Source organism: Pseudomonas petrae (assembly GCF_021728295.1).
In the GTDB taxonomy this organism is placed as follows: Bacteria; Pseudomonadota; Gammaproteobacteria; order Pseudomonadales; family Pseudomonadaceae; genus Aquipseudomonas; species Aquipseudomonas petrae.
Window position 1 is genome coordinate 74,661 of the sequence record NZ_JAKJXE010000015.1, and the last position, 17,050, is coordinate 91,710.

Annotated in this window: 6 protein-coding genes; 4 read left to right on the forward strand and 2 right to left on the reverse strand. The window is 61.0% G+C overall.

Annotation, left to right across the window (positions count from 1 at the left end):
* Positions 1-31: 31 nt before the first annotated feature.
* Complete coding sequence (putP, locus tag L4G42_RS22085; protein ID WP_237253510.1) at positions 32-1,516, reverse strand: sodium/proline symporter PutP; 1,485 nt, start codon at positions 1,514-1,516, stop codon at positions 32-34.
* A gap of 431 nt (positions 1,517-1,947) precedes the next feature.
* On the opposite strand from putP, the gene putA reads away from it, so the two are divergent.
* Together putA and L4G42_RS22095 are read left to right on the forward strand one after the other, a co-directional pair.
* On the forward strand, positions 1,948-5,901 hold the full coding sequence (gene putA / locus L4G42_RS22090) for a trifunctional transcriptional regulator/proline dehydrogenase/L-glutamate gamma-semialdehyde dehydrogenase (protein ID WP_237261210.1): 3,954 nt from the start codon (positions 1,948-1,950) through the stop codon (positions 5,899-5,901).
* Between the two features lie 217 nt (positions 5,902-6,118).
* The gene (locus L4G42_RS22095) at positions 6,119-7,921 is read left to right on the forward strand and encodes an acyl-CoA dehydrogenase (RefSeq protein ID WP_237253512.1); all 1,803 of its coding nucleotides are present in this window, start codon (positions 6,119-6,121) and stop codon (positions 7,919-7,921) included.
* 56 nt (positions 7,922-7,977) lie between these two features.
* Here L4G42_RS22095 and L4G42_RS22100 read toward each other — a convergent pair whose 3' ends face one another.
* On the reverse strand, positions 7,978-11,373 hold the full coding sequence (locus L4G42_RS22100; protein WP_237259801.1) for a dermonecrotic toxin domain-containing protein: 3,396 nt from the start codon (positions 11,371-11,373) through the stop codon (positions 7,978-7,980).
* Between the two features lie 500 nt (positions 11,374-11,873).
* Between L4G42_RS22100 and L4G42_RS22105 the strand changes: the two genes are divergently transcribed.
* Positions 11,874-13,616, forward strand: a complete 1,743-nt coding sequence (locus L4G42_RS22105; protein WP_237253514.1) for a potassium/proton antiporter — start codon at positions 11,874-11,876, stop codon at positions 13,614-13,616.
* 36 nt (positions 13,617-13,652) lie between these two features.
* The gene (gene mscK / locus L4G42_RS22110) at positions 13,653-17,021 is read left to right on the forward strand and encodes a mechanosensitive channel MscK (RefSeq protein WP_237253515.1); all 3,369 of its coding nucleotides are present in this window, start codon (positions 13,653-13,655) and stop codon (positions 17,019-17,021) included.
* Positions 17,022-17,050 lie beyond the last annotated feature (29 nt).

The window sequence follows — 17,050 nt, forward strand, 5'->3', positions numbered from 1 at the left end:
TGTGTCGCTCGGGCTCTTGAGCAGGCAGCCCTTACGCCGCCTTGTACTCTTTTTCCGCTGCTTCAAAGCGCGTCAGCATGCCCGGCGTCGGGCCTTTGCCGATCGTGCTGAAGACCACGATGGCGACGCTGGCGAAGATAAAGCCGGGGATAATTTCGTACAGGCCCAGCAGTTCGAAATGTTTCCACACCACGACCGTGATCGCGCCGACCAGAATCCCCGCCAGCGCGCCGTTGCGGGTCATGCCTTTCCAGATCACCGAGATCAGCACCACCGGCCCGAATGCCGCGCCGAACCCGGCCCACGCGTAGCTGACCAGACCCAGTACGCGGTTTTCAGGATTCGCCGCTAGAGCAATCGCGATCAGCGCCACCAGCAGAACCATGGCCCGCCCGACCCACACCAGCTCTGTCTGGGACGCGCTTTTGCGCAGAAAGGCTTTGTAGAAATCTTCGGTCAGCGCACTCGAACACACCAGCAACTGACAGCTCAGCGTGCTCATGACCGCCGCAAGGATGGCAGACAGCAGAACGCCGGCAATCCACGGGTTGAACAGGATCTTGGCCAGCTCGATGAAGACACGCTCGTGGTTTTCAGTGACGGGACCTGCCACCTCCGGGTGCGCCGAAAAGTAGGCGATGCCGAAGAAGCCTACGGCAACGGTGCCGCCCAGGCAGAGGATCATCCAGGTCATGGAAATGCGACGCGCCTTGGCGATAGACCTGACCGAGTCAGCGGCCATGAAGCGCGCCAGGATGTGCGGCTGACCGAAGTAGCCCAGGCCCCAGCCCATCAGCGAAATGACACCGATGAAAGTGGTGTTCTTGAGCATGTCGAAGTTGCTCGGGTCCTGCGCTTCGATCGCCATGAACGTGGTGTCGATCCCACCGGTCGCCAGAAGCACAATGATTGGCGTGAGGATCAGCGCGAAGATCATCAGGGTGGCTTGCACGGTGTCTGTCCAGCTGACCGCCAGGAAGCCGCCGATGAAGGTGTAGACAATCGTCGCCGCAGCGCCCGCCCACAAGGCAGTTTCGTAGGACATGCCGAAGGTGCTCTCGAACAACCGCGCGCCGGCGACAATGCCGGAAGCGCAGTAGATCGTGAAGAACACCAGAATCACGATGGCCGAAATCACCCGCAGCAAGCCGCTGTTGTCTTCGAAGCGGCTGGAAAAGTAATCCGGCAAGGTGAGCGCATCGCCGTTGTGCTCGGTCTGTACCCGCAGGCGACCGGCAACGAACAGCCAGTTCAGGTAGGCGCCGATGATGAGCCCGATGGCGATCCAGCTTTCCGAAAGACCGGACATGTAGATCGCACCCGGCAAGCCCATGAGCAGCCAGCCGCTCATGTCAGATGCACCGGCCGAAAGCGCCGTGACCACGCTGCCGAGGCTGCGCCCGCCGAGGATGTAGTCCGAGAGATTATTGGTGGAACGGTAGGCCATGAGTCCTATAAGGACCATTGCAGCGATGTAGATCACGAAGGTGATCAAAGTAGGGTTGCTGACACTCATCGGTTAGGTTCCGGCGTTGTTTTTATAGGCGCGAGCAGAGCGAAGTTCTCCTGAGGCATCAGGTTCGCGCAAGGCCGCTCGCGTATGTCGCGGGCTGGCAAAAAATTCGCCGCTGCACACCGCTTGAATGCACCAAAGCGGCGCATCCTAGAGGACATTCCAGAGCAGGTGCAACCCGAAAAAAGGCATTACCGGGCTTTTTTACAATTTAGATCAAAGTGCCACCGGCGTAGTGTTTACGGGGGAGCTGCCAGATAGAGCTGCATTTCAGTGGGCACCCGAACCGGGCGGGCCACGGCCACTTCGTCTCAATACAGGGCACTCTGGAAACACTTCGAAAAAAGCGGTTGTACCCGGTTGCACCCTTTCGATACCGCAGCTAATCTTGCCGCAGCTTAGCCACATGACCGTGGCTGTCATGAGGATAAGAAATGGCCACCACCACCCTCGGCGTCAAACTCGACGACCCCACCCGCGAGCGATTGAAAGCGGCTGCGCAGTCCATTGACCGCACACCCCACTGGCTGATCAAGCAGGCGATCTTCAATTATCTGGAGAAACTCGAGGGCGGTGCGACCCTGAACGAACTCAGTGGTCAGGGTGGCAAAGACGCCGATGATCAGGGTGACCTACCCGCCGACAACGGCCATCAGGCATTTCTTGAATTCGCCGAAAGCATCCTTCCCCAGTCGGTTTTGCGTGCCGCGATCACCTCCTCCTACCGCCGTCCCGAGCCTGAAGTGGTGCCCATGCTCATCGAGCAGGCGCGGCTGCCGGCCCCGATGGCTGACGCTACGCACAAGCTCGCGGCGTCGATCGCCGAAAAGCTGCGTAACCAGAAGAGCTCTGGTGGCCGCGCCGGCATCGTCCAGGGCCTGCTGCAGGAATTCTCGCTGTCATCGCAGGAAGGCGTGGCGCTGATGTGCCTGGCCGAAGCCCTGTTGCGCATCCCCGACAAAGGCACCCGCGACGCATTGATCCGCGACAAGATCAGCACCGGCAACTGGCACCCGCATCTTGGGAACAGCCCTTCGCTGTTCGTCAACGCCGCCACGTGGGGCCTGTTGCTGACCGGCAAACTGGTCAGCACCCACAACGAGGCCGGCCTGACCTCCTCGCTCAGCCGCATCATCGGCAAGTCCGGCGAGCCGATGATCCGCAAGGGCGTGGACATGGCCATGCGCCTGATGGGCGAGCAGTTCGTGACCGGTGAAACCATCGCCGAAGCCCTGGCCAACGCCAGCAAGTTCGAGGCGAAAGGCTTCCGTTATTCCTACGACATGCTCGGCGAAGCGGCGCTGACCGAGCACGACGCGCAGAAATACCTGGCGTCCTACGAGCAAGCCATCCACTCGATCGGCAAAGCTTCCCACGGGCGTGGCATCTATGAAGGCCCGGGCATCTCCATCAAGTTATCCGCCCTGCACCCGCGTTACAGCCGGGCGCAGTACGAGCGCGTGATGGACGAGTTGTACCCGCGCCTGTTGTCGCTGACCCTGCTGGCCAAGCAATACGACATCGGCCTGAACATCGACGCCGAAGAAGCTGATCGCCTGGAGCTGTCGCTGGACCTGCTCGAACGCCTGTGCTTCGAGCCGCAACTGACCGGCTGGAACGGCATCGGTTTTGTCATCCAGGCGTATCAGAAGCGCTGCCCTTATGTGATCGATTACGTCATTGACCTCGCCCGCCGCAGCCGCCATCGCCTGATGATCCGTCTGGTGAAAGGCGCGTACTGGGACAGTGAAATCAAACGCGCTCAGGTCGAAGGCCTGGAAGGCTATCCGGTCTACACGCGCAAGGTTTATACGGACGTTTCCTACATCGCCTGCGCACGCAAACTGCTGTCGGTGCCGGAAGTCATCTACCCGCAGTTCGCGACCCATAACGCCCACACGCTGTCGGCCATCTACCACATCGCCGGTCAGAACTATTACCCCGGTCAGTACGAATTCCAGTGCCTGCACGGCATGGGCGAACCGTTGTATGAACAGGTTGTAGGCAAAGTCGCCGACGGCAAGCTGAACCGACCGTGCCGCGTGTACGCCCCGGTCGGCACCCATGAAACGCTGCTGGCGTATCTGGTGCGCCGACTGCTGGAAAACGGCGCCAACACCTCCTTCGTCAACCGCATTGCCGACCAGTCGATATCGATTCAGGAACTGGTTGCCGATCCAGTGTCCAGCATCGAGCGCATGGCCACCCAGGAAGGCGGCTTCGGCCTGCCGCATCCACGCATTCCGCTGCCGCGCGACCTGTATGGCAGCGAGCGCGCCAACTCCGCCGGCATCGACATGGCCAACGAACATCGTTTGGCATCGCTGTCTTCTGCCCTGCTCGCCACGGCGCACAACGACTGGAAGGCCGGCCCGATGCTGGGCAGCCCGGTCAGCGCTGGCACTGAAACGCCGGTCCTGAACCCCTCCGATCTGCGTGACGTTGTCGGCCACGTGCAGGAAGCGAGTCTGGAGGACGTCGATAATGCCCTGCTCAGCGCCCTCAGCGCCGGACCGATCTGGCAAGCGACGCCGCCCGCCGAACGTGCCGCAATCCTTGAGCGCGCTGCCGACCTGATGGAAGCCGAAATCCAGCCGTTGATGGGCCTGCTGGCTCGCGAAGCCGGCAAGACGTTCGCCAACGCCATCGCCGAAGTGCGCGAGGCTGTGGATTTCCTGCGCTACTACGCGGTGCAGGCACGCAACGATTTCAGCAACGACGCTCACCGCCCGTTGGGCCCTGTGGTGTGCATCAGCCCGTGGAACTTCCCGCTGGCGATTTTCAGCGGTCAGGTCGCTGCAGCCCTGGCGGCCGGCAACCCGGTACTCGCCAAACCTGCGGAACAGACACCGTTGATCGCCGCGCAGGCCGTACGCATTCTGCTCGAAGCCGGTATTCCCGAAGGTGTGGTGCAACTGCTGCCGGGCCGCGGTGAAACCGTCGGCGCGCGGCTGGTCGGCGATGATCGCGTCAAGGGTGTCATGTTCACCGGCTCCACCGAAGTTGCCCGTTTGCTGCAACGCAATGTCGCCGGCCGTCTCGATGCTCAGGGCCGGCCGATTCCGCTGATCGCTGAAACCGGTGGCCAGAACGCGATGATCGTCGACTCCTCGGCGCTGACCGAACAAGTGGTCATCGACGTGGTGTCCTCGGCGTTCGACAGCGCCGGCCAACGCTGCTCCGCACTGCGTGTGCTGTGCTTGCAGGAAGATTCCGCTGATCGTGTCATCGAGATGCTTAAAGGCGCAATGGCTGAATGCCGTCTGGGCAACCCGGAACGCCTGTCAGTGGACATCGGCCCGGTGATCGATCAGGAAGCCAAGGCCGGCATCGAGAAACACATTCAGGCCATGCGCGACAAAGGCCGCAACGTGTATCAGGTCGCCATTGCCGACAGCGACGAAATCAAGCGCGGCACCTACGTGATGCCGACGCTGATCGAGCTGGACAGCTTCGACGAGCTCCAGCGGGAAATCTTCGGCCCGGTACTGCACGTCGTGCGCTACAAGCGCCGGGAGCTGGATCAACTGATCACCCAGATCAACGCATCCGGTTATGGCCTGACATTGGGCGTACACACACGCATCGACGAGACCATCGCCAAGGTGATCGACAACGTCAACGCCGGCAACATGTACGTCAACCGCAACATCGTTGGCGCCGTGGTGGGTGTGCAGCCGTTTGGTGGCGAAGGTTTGTCGGGCACCGGTCCAAAAGCAGGTGGTCCACTGTACCTGTACCGTTTGCTGTCGACGCGCCCCGCCGATGCCGTGCAGAAATCCTTCGCCGCCCGCGATGCGCAACAAGCGCCGGACACCCGCATGCAAGAGGCGATGCTCAAGCCGCTTAATGCGCTCAGGGCCTGGGGGGGCAGTCAGCAACTCAGCGACCTGGAGGCTCTGTGCAGCCAGTTCGCCGAGCAGTCCCAAAGCGGCGTGACCCGCACGCTCATGGGTCCGACGGGCGAGCGCAACAGCTACAGCATCTTGCCGCGTGAACACGTGTTGTGCCTGGCCGAGGACGAGACGGATCTACTGGCGCAACTGGCCGCAGTGATGGCGGTGGGCAGTACAGCGATCGTGCCGGACGGCGAGCCCGGCAAGTCGATGCGTAATCGTCTGCCGAAGGAAGTGCAGTCGCGCATCAAGCTGGTCGCCGACTGGAACAAGGACGAGGTCGCCCTTGATGCGGTGCTGCACCACGGTGATTCCGATCAGCTGCGCGCCATCTGCGAACAGGTCGCTCAACGCAACGGCGCGATCATCGGTGTGCACGGTTTGTCCAAAGGCGAAACCAACATCGCGCTGGAGCGTTTGGTGATCGAGCGTGCGCTGAGCGTCAACACCGCGGCAGCGGGCGGTAACGCGAGCCTCATGACGATCGGGTAACGCAGCATCATTGTAGGCGCGCGCTTGCCCCGAATGCATTCGGCCAGACACCACAGCAGTGTTTGACCTGACGCGTTCGCGGGCAAGCGCGCTCCTACACCCAATTCGGCGAGCCTGCTTTGATCGTTTGATACCTCCATCACCCGCATCAATCATCCTGTTCACCCCTCCCCCTCAGCCCTAGACTCGACGGCATTCCCAAGAAAGGTACGCCGCCATGTCCGAGACGCTGCTCAGTTCCCGCAATCTGGCTTTCGAGCTGTATGAAGTGCTGGACGCGGAGGCGCTGACCCAACGCGAACGTTTTGCCGAGCACAGCCGGGAAACCTTCGATGCAGCGATCAGCACGGCGCGAAACATCGCGGAAAAATACTTCGCGCCCCACAACCGCAAAAATGACGAGAACGAGCCGCGCTACGAGAACGGCTCGGCGGTCCTGATTCCGGAAGTAAAACCTGCTGTGGACGCTTTTATGGAAGCAGGTTTTCTAAACGCAGCGCGTGATTTCGAGGCCGGCGGCATGCAGCTGCCGACCCTGCTGTCCCAGGCCTGCTTTGCCCATTTCCAGTCCGCCAATGCCGCGACAGCGTCCTATCCGTTCCTGACCATGGGCGCGGCGAACCTCATTGAAAACTTCGGCTCCGAGGAGCAAAAGCAGCGGTTTCTGCAACCGATGATAGAGGGCCGTTTTTTCGGGACCATGGCCTTGACCGAACCCCACGCCGGGTCGTCGCTGTCGGACATCCGCACACGCGCCGAGCCTGCGGAAGACGGAAGCTTTCGCCTGCGCGGCAACAAGATTTTTATCTCAGGCGGCGATCACCCACTGTCCGAAAACATCGTCCATCTGGTCCTCGCCAAACTGCCCGACGCACCCGCGGGGGTGAAAGGCATTTCCCTGTTCATCGTCCCGAAGTTTCTGGTCAACGACGATGGCAGCCTCGGTCAGCGCAACGATGTCATTCTGGCCGGACTGTTTCATAAGATGGGCTGGCGCGGCACCACCTCCACGGCGCTGAACTTTGGGGACAACGGCAACTGCGTCGGCTATCTCGTGGGCAAGCCGCATCAGGGCCTGAGCTGCATGTTTCAGATGATGAACGAGGCACGCATCGGCGTCGGCATGGGCGCGGTCATGCTGGGTTATGCCGGTTACCTGTACTCGCTGGAATACGCACGCCAACGTCCGCAAGGCCGGCTTCCCGACAGCAAGTCACCGGACGGGGCGCCGGTGTCCATCATTCAGCACGCCGACGTCAAACGCATGCTGCTCACGCAAAAAGCCTACGTCGAGGGCTCTTTTGACCTCGGCCTCTACGCCGCGCGCCTGTTCGACGACACGCAAACGGGCGGAAGCGAGGAGGTGCGAAAACACGCCCACGAGCTGCTCGATCTGCTGACGCCCATCGTCAAATCCTGGCCGTCGGAGTTTTGCCTGAAGGCCAACGAACTGGCGATTCAGATTCTCGGTGGCCATGGTTATACCCGCGATTACCCGGTGGAGCAGTACTACCGCGACAACCGCCTGAACCCGATTCATGAGGGCACCCACGGCATTCAGTCGCTGGATCTGCTGGGCCGGAAACTGGCGCAGAACGGCGGCGCCGGGTTCAAGCAACTGATTCGCCTGATCGCTGACACCTGTGAGCGCGCGCAGGCCCATGAGTCGCTGACCGCACTGCGGCAACCGCTGGAGCAACTCGTCGCGCGCCTGCAAACGGTGACCCTCGCCTTGCTGACCGATCTGAGCCAGGGCAAGGTCAATGCAACATTGGCTAATTCCGCGCTGTACATGAAAGCGTTCGGGCACGTGGTGATTGGCTGGCGCTGGCTGGAGCAGGCGATCCGCGCGCAGGAGGGCCTGCATAACGGCAATTCCGGCGACAGCGATTTCTACAAGGGCAAACTTCAGGCAGCCCGGTACTTCCTGACGTGGGAAGTACCGGCCTGTCACCATGAACTGGCGATACTGGAACGGCGGGATGATGCGTGCCTGTCGATGCAGGATGAATGGTTTTAAGCTCGCCACCTAACAAGGGCGAAACCATCAGCAGTCAACCTGCGACAAGGTGTGAGTCACGCCCCGGGTGCCTTCCAGGAGTTTTCGGCGCCCGGAAATATTCTGAACCGTGAGGCGAATGGGCGATAAAAGTCTTTCACCCGATTTAGCCGCTCGAAGTATTCGGACGAGTACACGTTGGTATCGATCTTGAACCCGTCGTCCAGTATGTCCGCATAATCGGGGCGGACTTGCTTGAGCACATCCAGAAACAGCTTGGGACCGGTGAGCTCCGAGATCTGCGTCATGTAGGCGGTCATCGCCGCGCTGGACTGGTTTCGGGACGATGCCAGCGCTTCAAGGGTGGCGTGCTGTTTCGTGAAGCGGGCATGGATTTCCTGCTCCATTTCCTTAAGAACCGGATTGCCCGGACGGCTCGCAAAATGACTGTTACCGGGGCCTTTGAACGACAAAGTAGGGCTTTCCAGCGTGCCGCCCACCAACACGTCATGGGGTCCGGCCAGCAGCTCGCCGCCTGAAAATGTGCGACCGATGACGTCATCGCAGTCCATATAAATTCCGCCGTATTCCCTGATCAATCGGTACCTCAAGATATCCGAGGCTGCGGCGAAGTTTTCAAACGCCCCTCGGCGAAAGTAGGAAAACGCTGTCGAGGTGTGCGGGTCGTTCATGAACCCCTCGAAGAAAGGCTCATCCTGCAGTCTGGAAATGGTCATATTGGGAAATTCAGCGAACGCCTCCTGCAACTGCGCTTGAGGGGACAGGCCCTCTACCGCTGCCGTGTCGTCGATATCAACATGCATCGTGAACTTCAGCTCGGGACTGATGCGCAGGTTGGATTTGATGTTTCCGATCAGTTTTTCCCCCGGCAGACGCCGACCTAGCCAGACCTGATGCACGATGTGTTCAATGGGCTGCGGATTGGCAGGAAAGCCCGGCAGGCGCCGGAAGGTGTAAAAGACGTTACCCACGCTCGGTCTCAATTTATCCCTGACTTTCAGGTAGGCCTCCTCGGTTCCTGAACGCCAACGCCCTTTGTTATCCAGCCAGAGCAGTTTGTCGGTGCCCGACTCCCAGCAGGCTATCTCAGCGTTGTAAATGACCTTCGTCCCTTCAGGCACGTTGTTGGCGAAGTACCGGGGTATTCGCTTTCCTTCCTCGTCCTCTACCCACCTCGTTTCGATACCGTCCATGGGCATCTCGATCGTCACGGGTGGCTGGGCGCGCGTCAGCACGATTCCGTCCTTCCCGACTGGCAGTGGCACCGGGGGCAACTCCTCAATGAAACTGTCGCCGCCTCGCAGACCGGGCCGCAGGTCAATGTCAGAGTAAAAGCCTTGAACCCGCTTGACGTAAGGCCCCTTGAGCCGGGCATCGTCAGGCGCGTAAATCCGGTACTGGCCGGCCGCCTGGACGCGCTCGACGGGATAGAGCTTTGAATGCACGCGAGCGTAGTAACGGGGTTCACCCGTTGCAGGATGGCTCACGTCATACACGGCGCCGAGTTCGTCGGTCTTCCAGGTGCCGGACGGATCCAGTGGCGTCTTGTATTCGAATCGGGCGAGCGCCGTGCGAAGTTCAGGGCCAAGTGCTCGCAGGCCTTGCGGTTCAACCCCGAAGGCAATCGCGCTGTCGTAGCGTGCCGCGTGCTGGCTTTTGATCGCCAGCCTCTGGTGCTCTTCCTCGATCAGGCGCGCGGCCCTTTCATCAGACGATTCGCTGGCGTGCTCAACGACCTCCTCAGCCTGTTGTGCGTGGGCTTCTTGCTGCCGGGCAAGCGCCAGGCTTCGCTCGGCCTCGGTCCGGGCTCCGGTCATGCTTGCGACTTCATCCGCCGCCCCCGGTATGGCTTGATCCCCGGCACGCGCGGCTGCGCCCAGCAAACTGCCGGCTGTTACAGCACCTTCGGCAAGCGCCGGTACAGCATTCAAAACGCCGAAGACGATGCGGCCCGTGCCGTTTTTCTTCTCTTCAAGCGTCCGGCCCTCGATCACCTCATCAGCGCCCAGACCGATCAACGCCAGCGACATCGCCGCCAAAGGCCCCCACAGGTAAGGCACTACCATCGCGATCGCGCCTGTGGCGGCTATTGCATTGCTCAGGGCTTGGGCCGCCACCTCCTTGTTATGGTCGGCACGGTTACGAATAAGTTGTTTGCCATCCGCCTGAAGGCGGGCTTGCAGAGCGTGTTTGAAGTGCGAAAACGGCCAGGGCGAGAGCGCCGCGCCGAGATGAACCTCGTTGGAGGGGTTCCAGTAACCGGTCGCTTGATCGAGGAAATGCGGGTATGCCGCCAGGCCTGCCAAGGTTTTCTGGATGCCGCTGTAAAAGAGCCCGTCCGGGTCGTCTTCAAGCCTGAAGTGGCGTTCCAGTGCTTTGCGTCGGCGCGCATCCTTGCACTGCAGCGCGACCCAGGCGCGCAGTGCGGGCAGGTTTGAAAACCCGTGCAGGGGCGAGGAATTGCCGGGAACGTACATCACAAGCCGGTCAGTCTGTTCATCTCTCAGCACGATGATGTCAGTGGCGACATATCGGTACAGGACAAGCTCACGAAAGGTAATGTCATGGGGAAGCAGCGCATCGGCGAAGTGTTTGAACGTCAGTGCCTCCCAGGTCTGGGAAGGGGCCAGCCCGAGTCCGCGCAATACCAGCGACTTGTCCTCAGTGCTCAGCGAGCCTTCTGCATGCTGCACATAAGCGGACCTCAAGAGTGCGGCCTTGATCAACAGGTTGTAGTCAGCGCCATGCTCGGCCCAGAAGTGCGTGAGTGTGGCCTGGTAGTGCGCCTGCAGATCCACCTCCCAGACGTAGGCCTTGAACGTCACCGGATCCAGCGCCACGTGGGTGGAAGCGTCGAAGCGCTGGGGGCTGGTCTTTCGGTAGATAGCTTCGTAGGCGAAGCAGTCCCAAAGCCCCAGCGGCGCGGCGGAAATCCGCACCGGATAGCCCCCGTCCCGGTAATCGCGCAGGGTCGAGAGGTGTTCGAGGAACTGCCCGTTGCCGCTCTGCTGCCAATTGCACATCAGCGCGTCGGTCAGCGTCATGGAATGCGCGATATTGGCCCGTTGCGGCGCGGCATCCTGACCATTGATGTACAGCGTCGTGATCAGCAACTCGTCCGGATCGAGATCTTCCAGCAGATGCTGTAACAGAAAGCCCTGTGCCTGAGCGCGCGCGTATTCACGCGGTGATTCGTAGCGAACCTGCTGCTGACCGAGCCAGTCGCTCAGCAACGTTGCGTCGGGGTCGATGTGATCGGGTTTTTCCCCGGGCGTGGGCTCAATCGGCCATCCGTTTTCGTCCCGCGGCACCCGTGACTCGGGCCATCTGCCGTCTTCCCAGTCCTCGTCCCGATGGGTGCGCCAGCCAGCGATTTTCGAGCTGTCGCGATTGCGCCGGAGATCCTGAACCCTGCGCTCCAGAGCGTCCATATCCTTCTTTACGTCTTTCATGACCCGACATCCTGTCAGTGAGTGAACCGCTAGGGTCCACCGACAGGCACGGAGGACGTGCCATACATAATTATTGTTTACGAAATGAGCAGGCGTAGCCTGGAGAATCTTCAAACTCATACCGGCTGCAGAGTGAGGAATCAGCGCTACGCCTGAGCCGGAAAAAAACGATCAACCAGCACCCGCCGGGCGCTTCTCAGCCGCTGCGCATAACCCTGGCGACTGAAAGGCGACGTCATCGCAGTGCCAGCGTGCTGCCATCCGGTAAAGGAACGCGAACTGAGCGTTCACGGCGCTCACTGGCATAAATATGTATTACCGCTGTCATCTGGGAAACGTATACGAACAGCCACCAGCCGGACGGCGCGGCGACATTAGCCACCCCTCGGGAATTACGCTTTGACAGCCATGCAATTCAACAGGTTAAATCCCTTGGCACGCGGACTGCATGGTCAGTTCGCGCCCTCGTTTGTTCGAATTCGTTTTATGGAGTACCGCCCTTGGATGCCACGACCATCAACAGCCTGTTCCTGATCGGCGCGTTGCTGGTGGGTGCAAGTATCCTGGTCAGTTCGCTGTCCTCCCGCCTTGGCATTCCCATTCTGGTGATCATCCTCGCGGTCGGCATGGTGGCCGGCGTCGATGGCGGCGGCATCGTCTTCGATAACTACCCGACGGCCTATCTGGTCGGCAACCTCGCGCTGGCGGTCATCCTCCTCGACGGCGGCCTGCGCACGCGGGTGGCGAGCTTCCGGGTCGCACTCTGGCCAGCCTTGTCGCTGGCGACCGTCGGGGTGCTGATCACCACGGGGCTGACCGGCATGGTCGCCGCCTGGTTATTCGACCTGAACATCATTCAAGGCCTGCTGATCGGCGCCATCGTCGGCTCCACAGACGCCGCCGCCGTGTTCTCGCTGCTGGGCGGCAAAGGCCTGAACGAACGGGTGACGGCCAGCCTTGAAATCGAATCCGGCAGCAACGACCCCATGGCGGTGTTCCTGACGGTCACGTTGATCGACATGCTGTCCAGCGGCCAGACCGGCCTGCACTGGAGCCTGTTGGGCCATCTGGTTCAGGAATTCGGCATCGGCGGCATCATCGGTCTGGGCGGCGGCTGGATCATGCTGCAACTGGTCAACCGGATTAATCTGGCCAACGGCCTGTACCCGATTCTGGTGGTGGCCGGCGGTCTCGCCGTTTTCGCACTGACCAACGCCATTCACGGCAGCGGCTTCCTCGCGGTTTATCTGTGCGGTCTGGTGTTGGGCAACAAGCCTATTCGCAGCCGCCACGGCATCCTGCACATGCTCGACGGCATGGCCTGGCTGGCGCAGATCGGCATGTTCCTGGTGCTCGGCTTGCTGGTCACGCCCCATGATTTGCTGCCGATCGCGCTACCGGCGCTGGGCTTGGCGTTGTGGATGATTCTGGTGGCGCGGCCGCTGTCGGTGCTGGCGGGCCTGCTGCCTTTCAGAGTGTTCCACGGTCGCGAAAAAGCCTTTATTGCCTGGGTGGGCTTGCGCGGTGCGGTACCGATCATTCTGGCGGTGTTCCCGTTGATGGCCGGTCTGCCCCACGCGCAGCTGTATTTCAATCTCGCGTTCTTCATCGTGTTGGTGTCGCTGCTGGTTCAGGGCACGAGCCTGCCGTGGGTGGCGAAGTGGCTGAAAGTGACGGTACCGCCTGATCCGGCGCCGATTTCCCGCGCGGCGCTGGAAGTGCATGTCACCAGCGAGTGGGAGCTGTTCGTGTATCGCCTTGGCGCCGAAAAGTGGTGCATCGGTGCCGCGTTGCGTGAGCTGAAAATGCCCGAAGGCACGCGGATCGCAGCGCTGTTCCGTGGTCAGCAACTGCTCCACCCGTCGGGTAGTACCGTGCTGGAAGTCGGCGATCTGCTGTGCGTCATCGGCCACGAACACGACCTCCCTGCGCTCGGCAAGCTGTTCAGTCAGGCGCCGCAACGCGGTCTGGATCTGCGCTTCTTCGGTGACTTCGTTCTCGAAGGAGACGCTGAGCTGGGGGCTGTCGCGGCACTCTACGGTCTGAAACTCGACGGGCTGGATCCGGGTATGCCGCTGAGTCAGTTCATCATTCAGAAGAATCGAGGCGCGCCGATCGTGGGCGATCAGATCGAATGGAATGGAACTATTTGGACGGTTGCGGTTATGGACGGGAACAAGATCCTCAAAGTGGGCGTCAGATTCCCCGAAGGAAGCAGCCCGGGCCCCGCGCTGTTCCTTTAAACTGCCCTCCATTTCTGCTCGCTCGACCCGGTGTCTATGTTCACGCTGCGTAACCTTTTTGCCTCCGCCCTGCTTGGGCTTTGCCTGTCGTCCGTACCGGCGCATGCCGCCGATACGCCTCCCCTGTCCAGCGAAGCCGTCCAGCGCAGTCTGGACAAGATCGCCGACCGCAAACTGACCGCTGACGACCAGAAAGCACTGCAGCAGGTGCTCGAACAGACGCTGACGTTCCTGTCCAGCCAGAAGGACAACCAGCAGAAGCTGGAAGACCTGAAAAAGCAGCTGGCCGACGCGCCCCGGCAGACCGCCGAGAACCAGCGCGAACTGACCAAGCTCAAGGCCAGTAAAGTCATTCCGGTCGCGCAGCGTTACGCCAATCTGGACGTGCCGCAGCTTGAGCAAGTACTGAGTCAGCGCAGCACCCAGCAGGCTGATCTGCAAAAAGCCCTCAATGACGCCAACAGCCTGACCATCACCGCGCAGACCCGGCCAGAACGCGCCCAGGCCGAGATCAGCAGCAGCCAGACGCGCATTCAGGCCATTAACGGCATCCTCAAGTCCGGCAAGGACGGTGGCAAAACCATCAACGCCGACCAGCGCAACGCTTTAAACGCTGAACAGACCTCATTGAACGCATTGATTGCGCTGCGTCGTCAGGAGCTCGCCGGCAACAGCCAGTTGCAGGACCTGGGCGGCAGCCAGCGCGACCTGCTTACGGAAAAGGTCAATCGTCAGGATCAGGAAATCCAGGACCTGCAAACGCTGATCAACGATAAGCGTCGCGCCCAGTCCCAGGAAACCGTGACGCAGTTGTCCCTTGAAGCGCAGAAAGCTGGCGGCAGCAGCCTGCTGGCGACCGAAAGCGCCGCCAACCTCAAGCTCTCCGACTACCTGCTGCGTGGCACTGACCGCCTCAATGAGCTGACCCAGCAGAACCTCAAGACCAAGACCCAGCTGGATGCCATAACGCAAACCGATCAGGCGCTGGACGAGCAAATCAACGTGTTGAGCGGCAGTCTGCTGCTGTCGAAAATCCTCTACAAACAGAAGCAATCCTTACCCAAGCTCAAGCTCGACAGCGGTCTGGCCGACGAAATCGCCGACATCCGCCTGTACCAATTCGAGGTCAATCAGCAGCGCGAGCAGATGAGCAGCCCGAGCGCTTACGTCGACACGCTGCTGGCGACGCAGAAGCCGGAGGACGTCACGCCCGCGCTGCGCAAAACGCTGCTTGATCTGGCCACCACTCGCAGCGACCTGCTGGAGCGGCTGAATCGCGAACTCAGTGCGCTGCTCAACGAATCCATCACCCTGCAGCTCAATCAGAAACAGCTGGTCAGCACGGCCAACAGCCTGCGGGCCACCCTTGATGAGCAGATGTTCTGGATTCCGAGCAACAAGCCGCTGGATCTGGAGTGGTTCGAGCGCGTCCAGCCGCGACTCGTCAAACAGGTCACCACCCTGCCATGGACGTCCAGTGTCAGCGAGCTGTATGACGGACTGACCCAGCGTCCGCTGATCTTCCTGCCGCTGTTTCTGGTGATCGGCGCGTTGATGTGGAAACGCAAGGCGCTGTACGACAAGCTCAATCGACTGCACGCCGACATCGGCCACTTCAAGCGGGACAGGCAGTGGCAGACGCCGCTGGCGATTTTCATCAACGTGCTGCTGGCGATGCCGTTGTCGCTGACCCTGGCGGTGTGTGCGTTCGCGTTGCAGATCGACGCCCGCGGGCAGAACGTCAATCTGGGTTCGGCACTGCTGCAAGTGGCACTGGCCTGGCTGGTGTTCTACACCGCTTACCGGATTCTTGCGCCGGGCGGCGTGGCGCAATTGCACTTCCGCTGGGAAAAACCGCAAGTGGAGTTCCTGCGCGGCTGGATCCGCCGTCTGGGTCTGGTGGTACTGGCGCTGGTGACCGTGGTCGCCGTGGCCGAGCACGAGCCGTCGGCGCTTGCCGACGACGTCATCGGCATCGCCGTGGTGCTGACGTGCTACGCCCTGATGACCTGGCTGCTCGCACGCCTGCTGCTCACCAGTCCGACCCACCACAGCGCCTCGCTGTTTCGCCGCGCCGTGGGTCTGGCCTTCACCGCCCTGCCCGTCGCGCTGTTTATCGCCGTGTGCTTTGGCTATTACTACACCGCGCTGAAACTCAGCGATCGCTTGATCGACACGCTGTATCTGCTGATGCTGTGGCTGGTGATCGAAGCCGCCTTCGTGCGCGGGCTGAGCGTGGCCGCGCGCCGTCTGGCGTATCAGCGCGCACTGAGCAAGCGTCAGGCCGCGAAAGAAGCCGGCGAAGGCGAGACGTTGATCGAAGAGCCGACGCTGGACATCGAGCAGGTCAACCAGCAGTCGTTGCGCCTGATTCGTCTGGCACTCATCGCCGGTTTCATCGGCGCGCTCTACTTCGTCTGGGCCGACCTGATTTCGGTGTTCTCGTACCTCGATAACATCACGCTGTACGAATACACCAGCGGCACCGGCGCCAACATCAGCATGGTGCCGATCAGCCTCGGCGATTTGATCGGCGCCCTGGTGATCATCGGCATTACCTTCGTGCTGGCCGGCAACTTGCCGGGCCTGCTGGAAGTGCTGGTGCTGTCGAAACTCAACCTCAAGCAGGGCAGTTCGTACGCGACCACCACGCTGCTGTCGTACACCATCGCCGGCGTCGGTTTTGTCTCGACGCTCTCGGCGCTCGGCGTGAGCTGGGACAAGCTGCAATGGCTGGTGGCGGCGCTGTCGGTCGGCCTGGGTTTCGGCATGCAGGAGATCTTCGCGAACTTCATCTCCGGGATCATGATCCTGTTCGAGCGCCCGGTGCGGATCGGCGACACGATCACCATCGGCAACCTGTCGGGCACGGTCAGCAAGATCCGCATCCGCGCGACCACCATCACCGACTTCGACCGCAAGGACATCATTGTCCCGAACAAGACGTTCATCACCGGGCAACTGATCAACTGGTCGCTGACCGACACGATCACCCGCGTGACGCTGAAGCTGGGCGTGGACTACGGCTCGGATCTGGACTTGGTGCGCAACCTGTTGCTCAAGGCCGCCCGTGACAATCCGCGGGTCTTGAAAGAGCCCGAGCCGATCGTTTACTTCCTCAATTTTGGTGAAAGCACCCTCGATCACGAGCTGCGCATGCACGTGCGTGACCTGGGCGACCGCAACCCGGTGCTCGACGAAATCAACCGGTTCATCAACAAGGAATTCAAGCAGCAGCACATCAATATCTCGTTCCGGCAGATGGAGGTTTACCTCAAAAACATGCAGGGACAGGAGTACAAGATGGTGCCTATCGAGCCCGAGCAGAAAACCATTACGCCGCCCGCTGCTGTGCCCCCGGCGCCAAAAGATGCACCGGAGCCGCCCGAAGCCAAGCTCGACTGACCGGGAAAAACCCAGCAGAATGGTCGGAC

Coding starts and splice junctions, on each gene's coding strand:
- putP (WP_237253510.1), bottom strand. CDS start 1,516: ATGAGTGTCAGCAACCCTACTTTGATCACCTTCGTGATCTACATCGCT.
- putA (WP_237261210.1), top strand. CDS start 1,948: ATGGCCACCACCACCCTCGGCGTCAAACTCGACGACCCCACCCGCGAG.
- L4G42_RS22095 (WP_237253512.1), top strand. CDS start 6,119: ATGTCCGAGACGCTGCTCAGTTCCCGCAATCTGGCTTTCGAGCTGTAT.
- L4G42_RS22100 (WP_237259801.1), bottom strand. CDS start 11,373: ATGAAAGACGTAAAGAAGGATATGGACGCTCTGGAGCGCAGGGTTCAG.
- mscK (WP_237253515.1), top strand. CDS start 13,653: ATGTTCACGCTGCGTAACCTTTTTGCCTCCGCCCTGCTTGGGCTTTGC.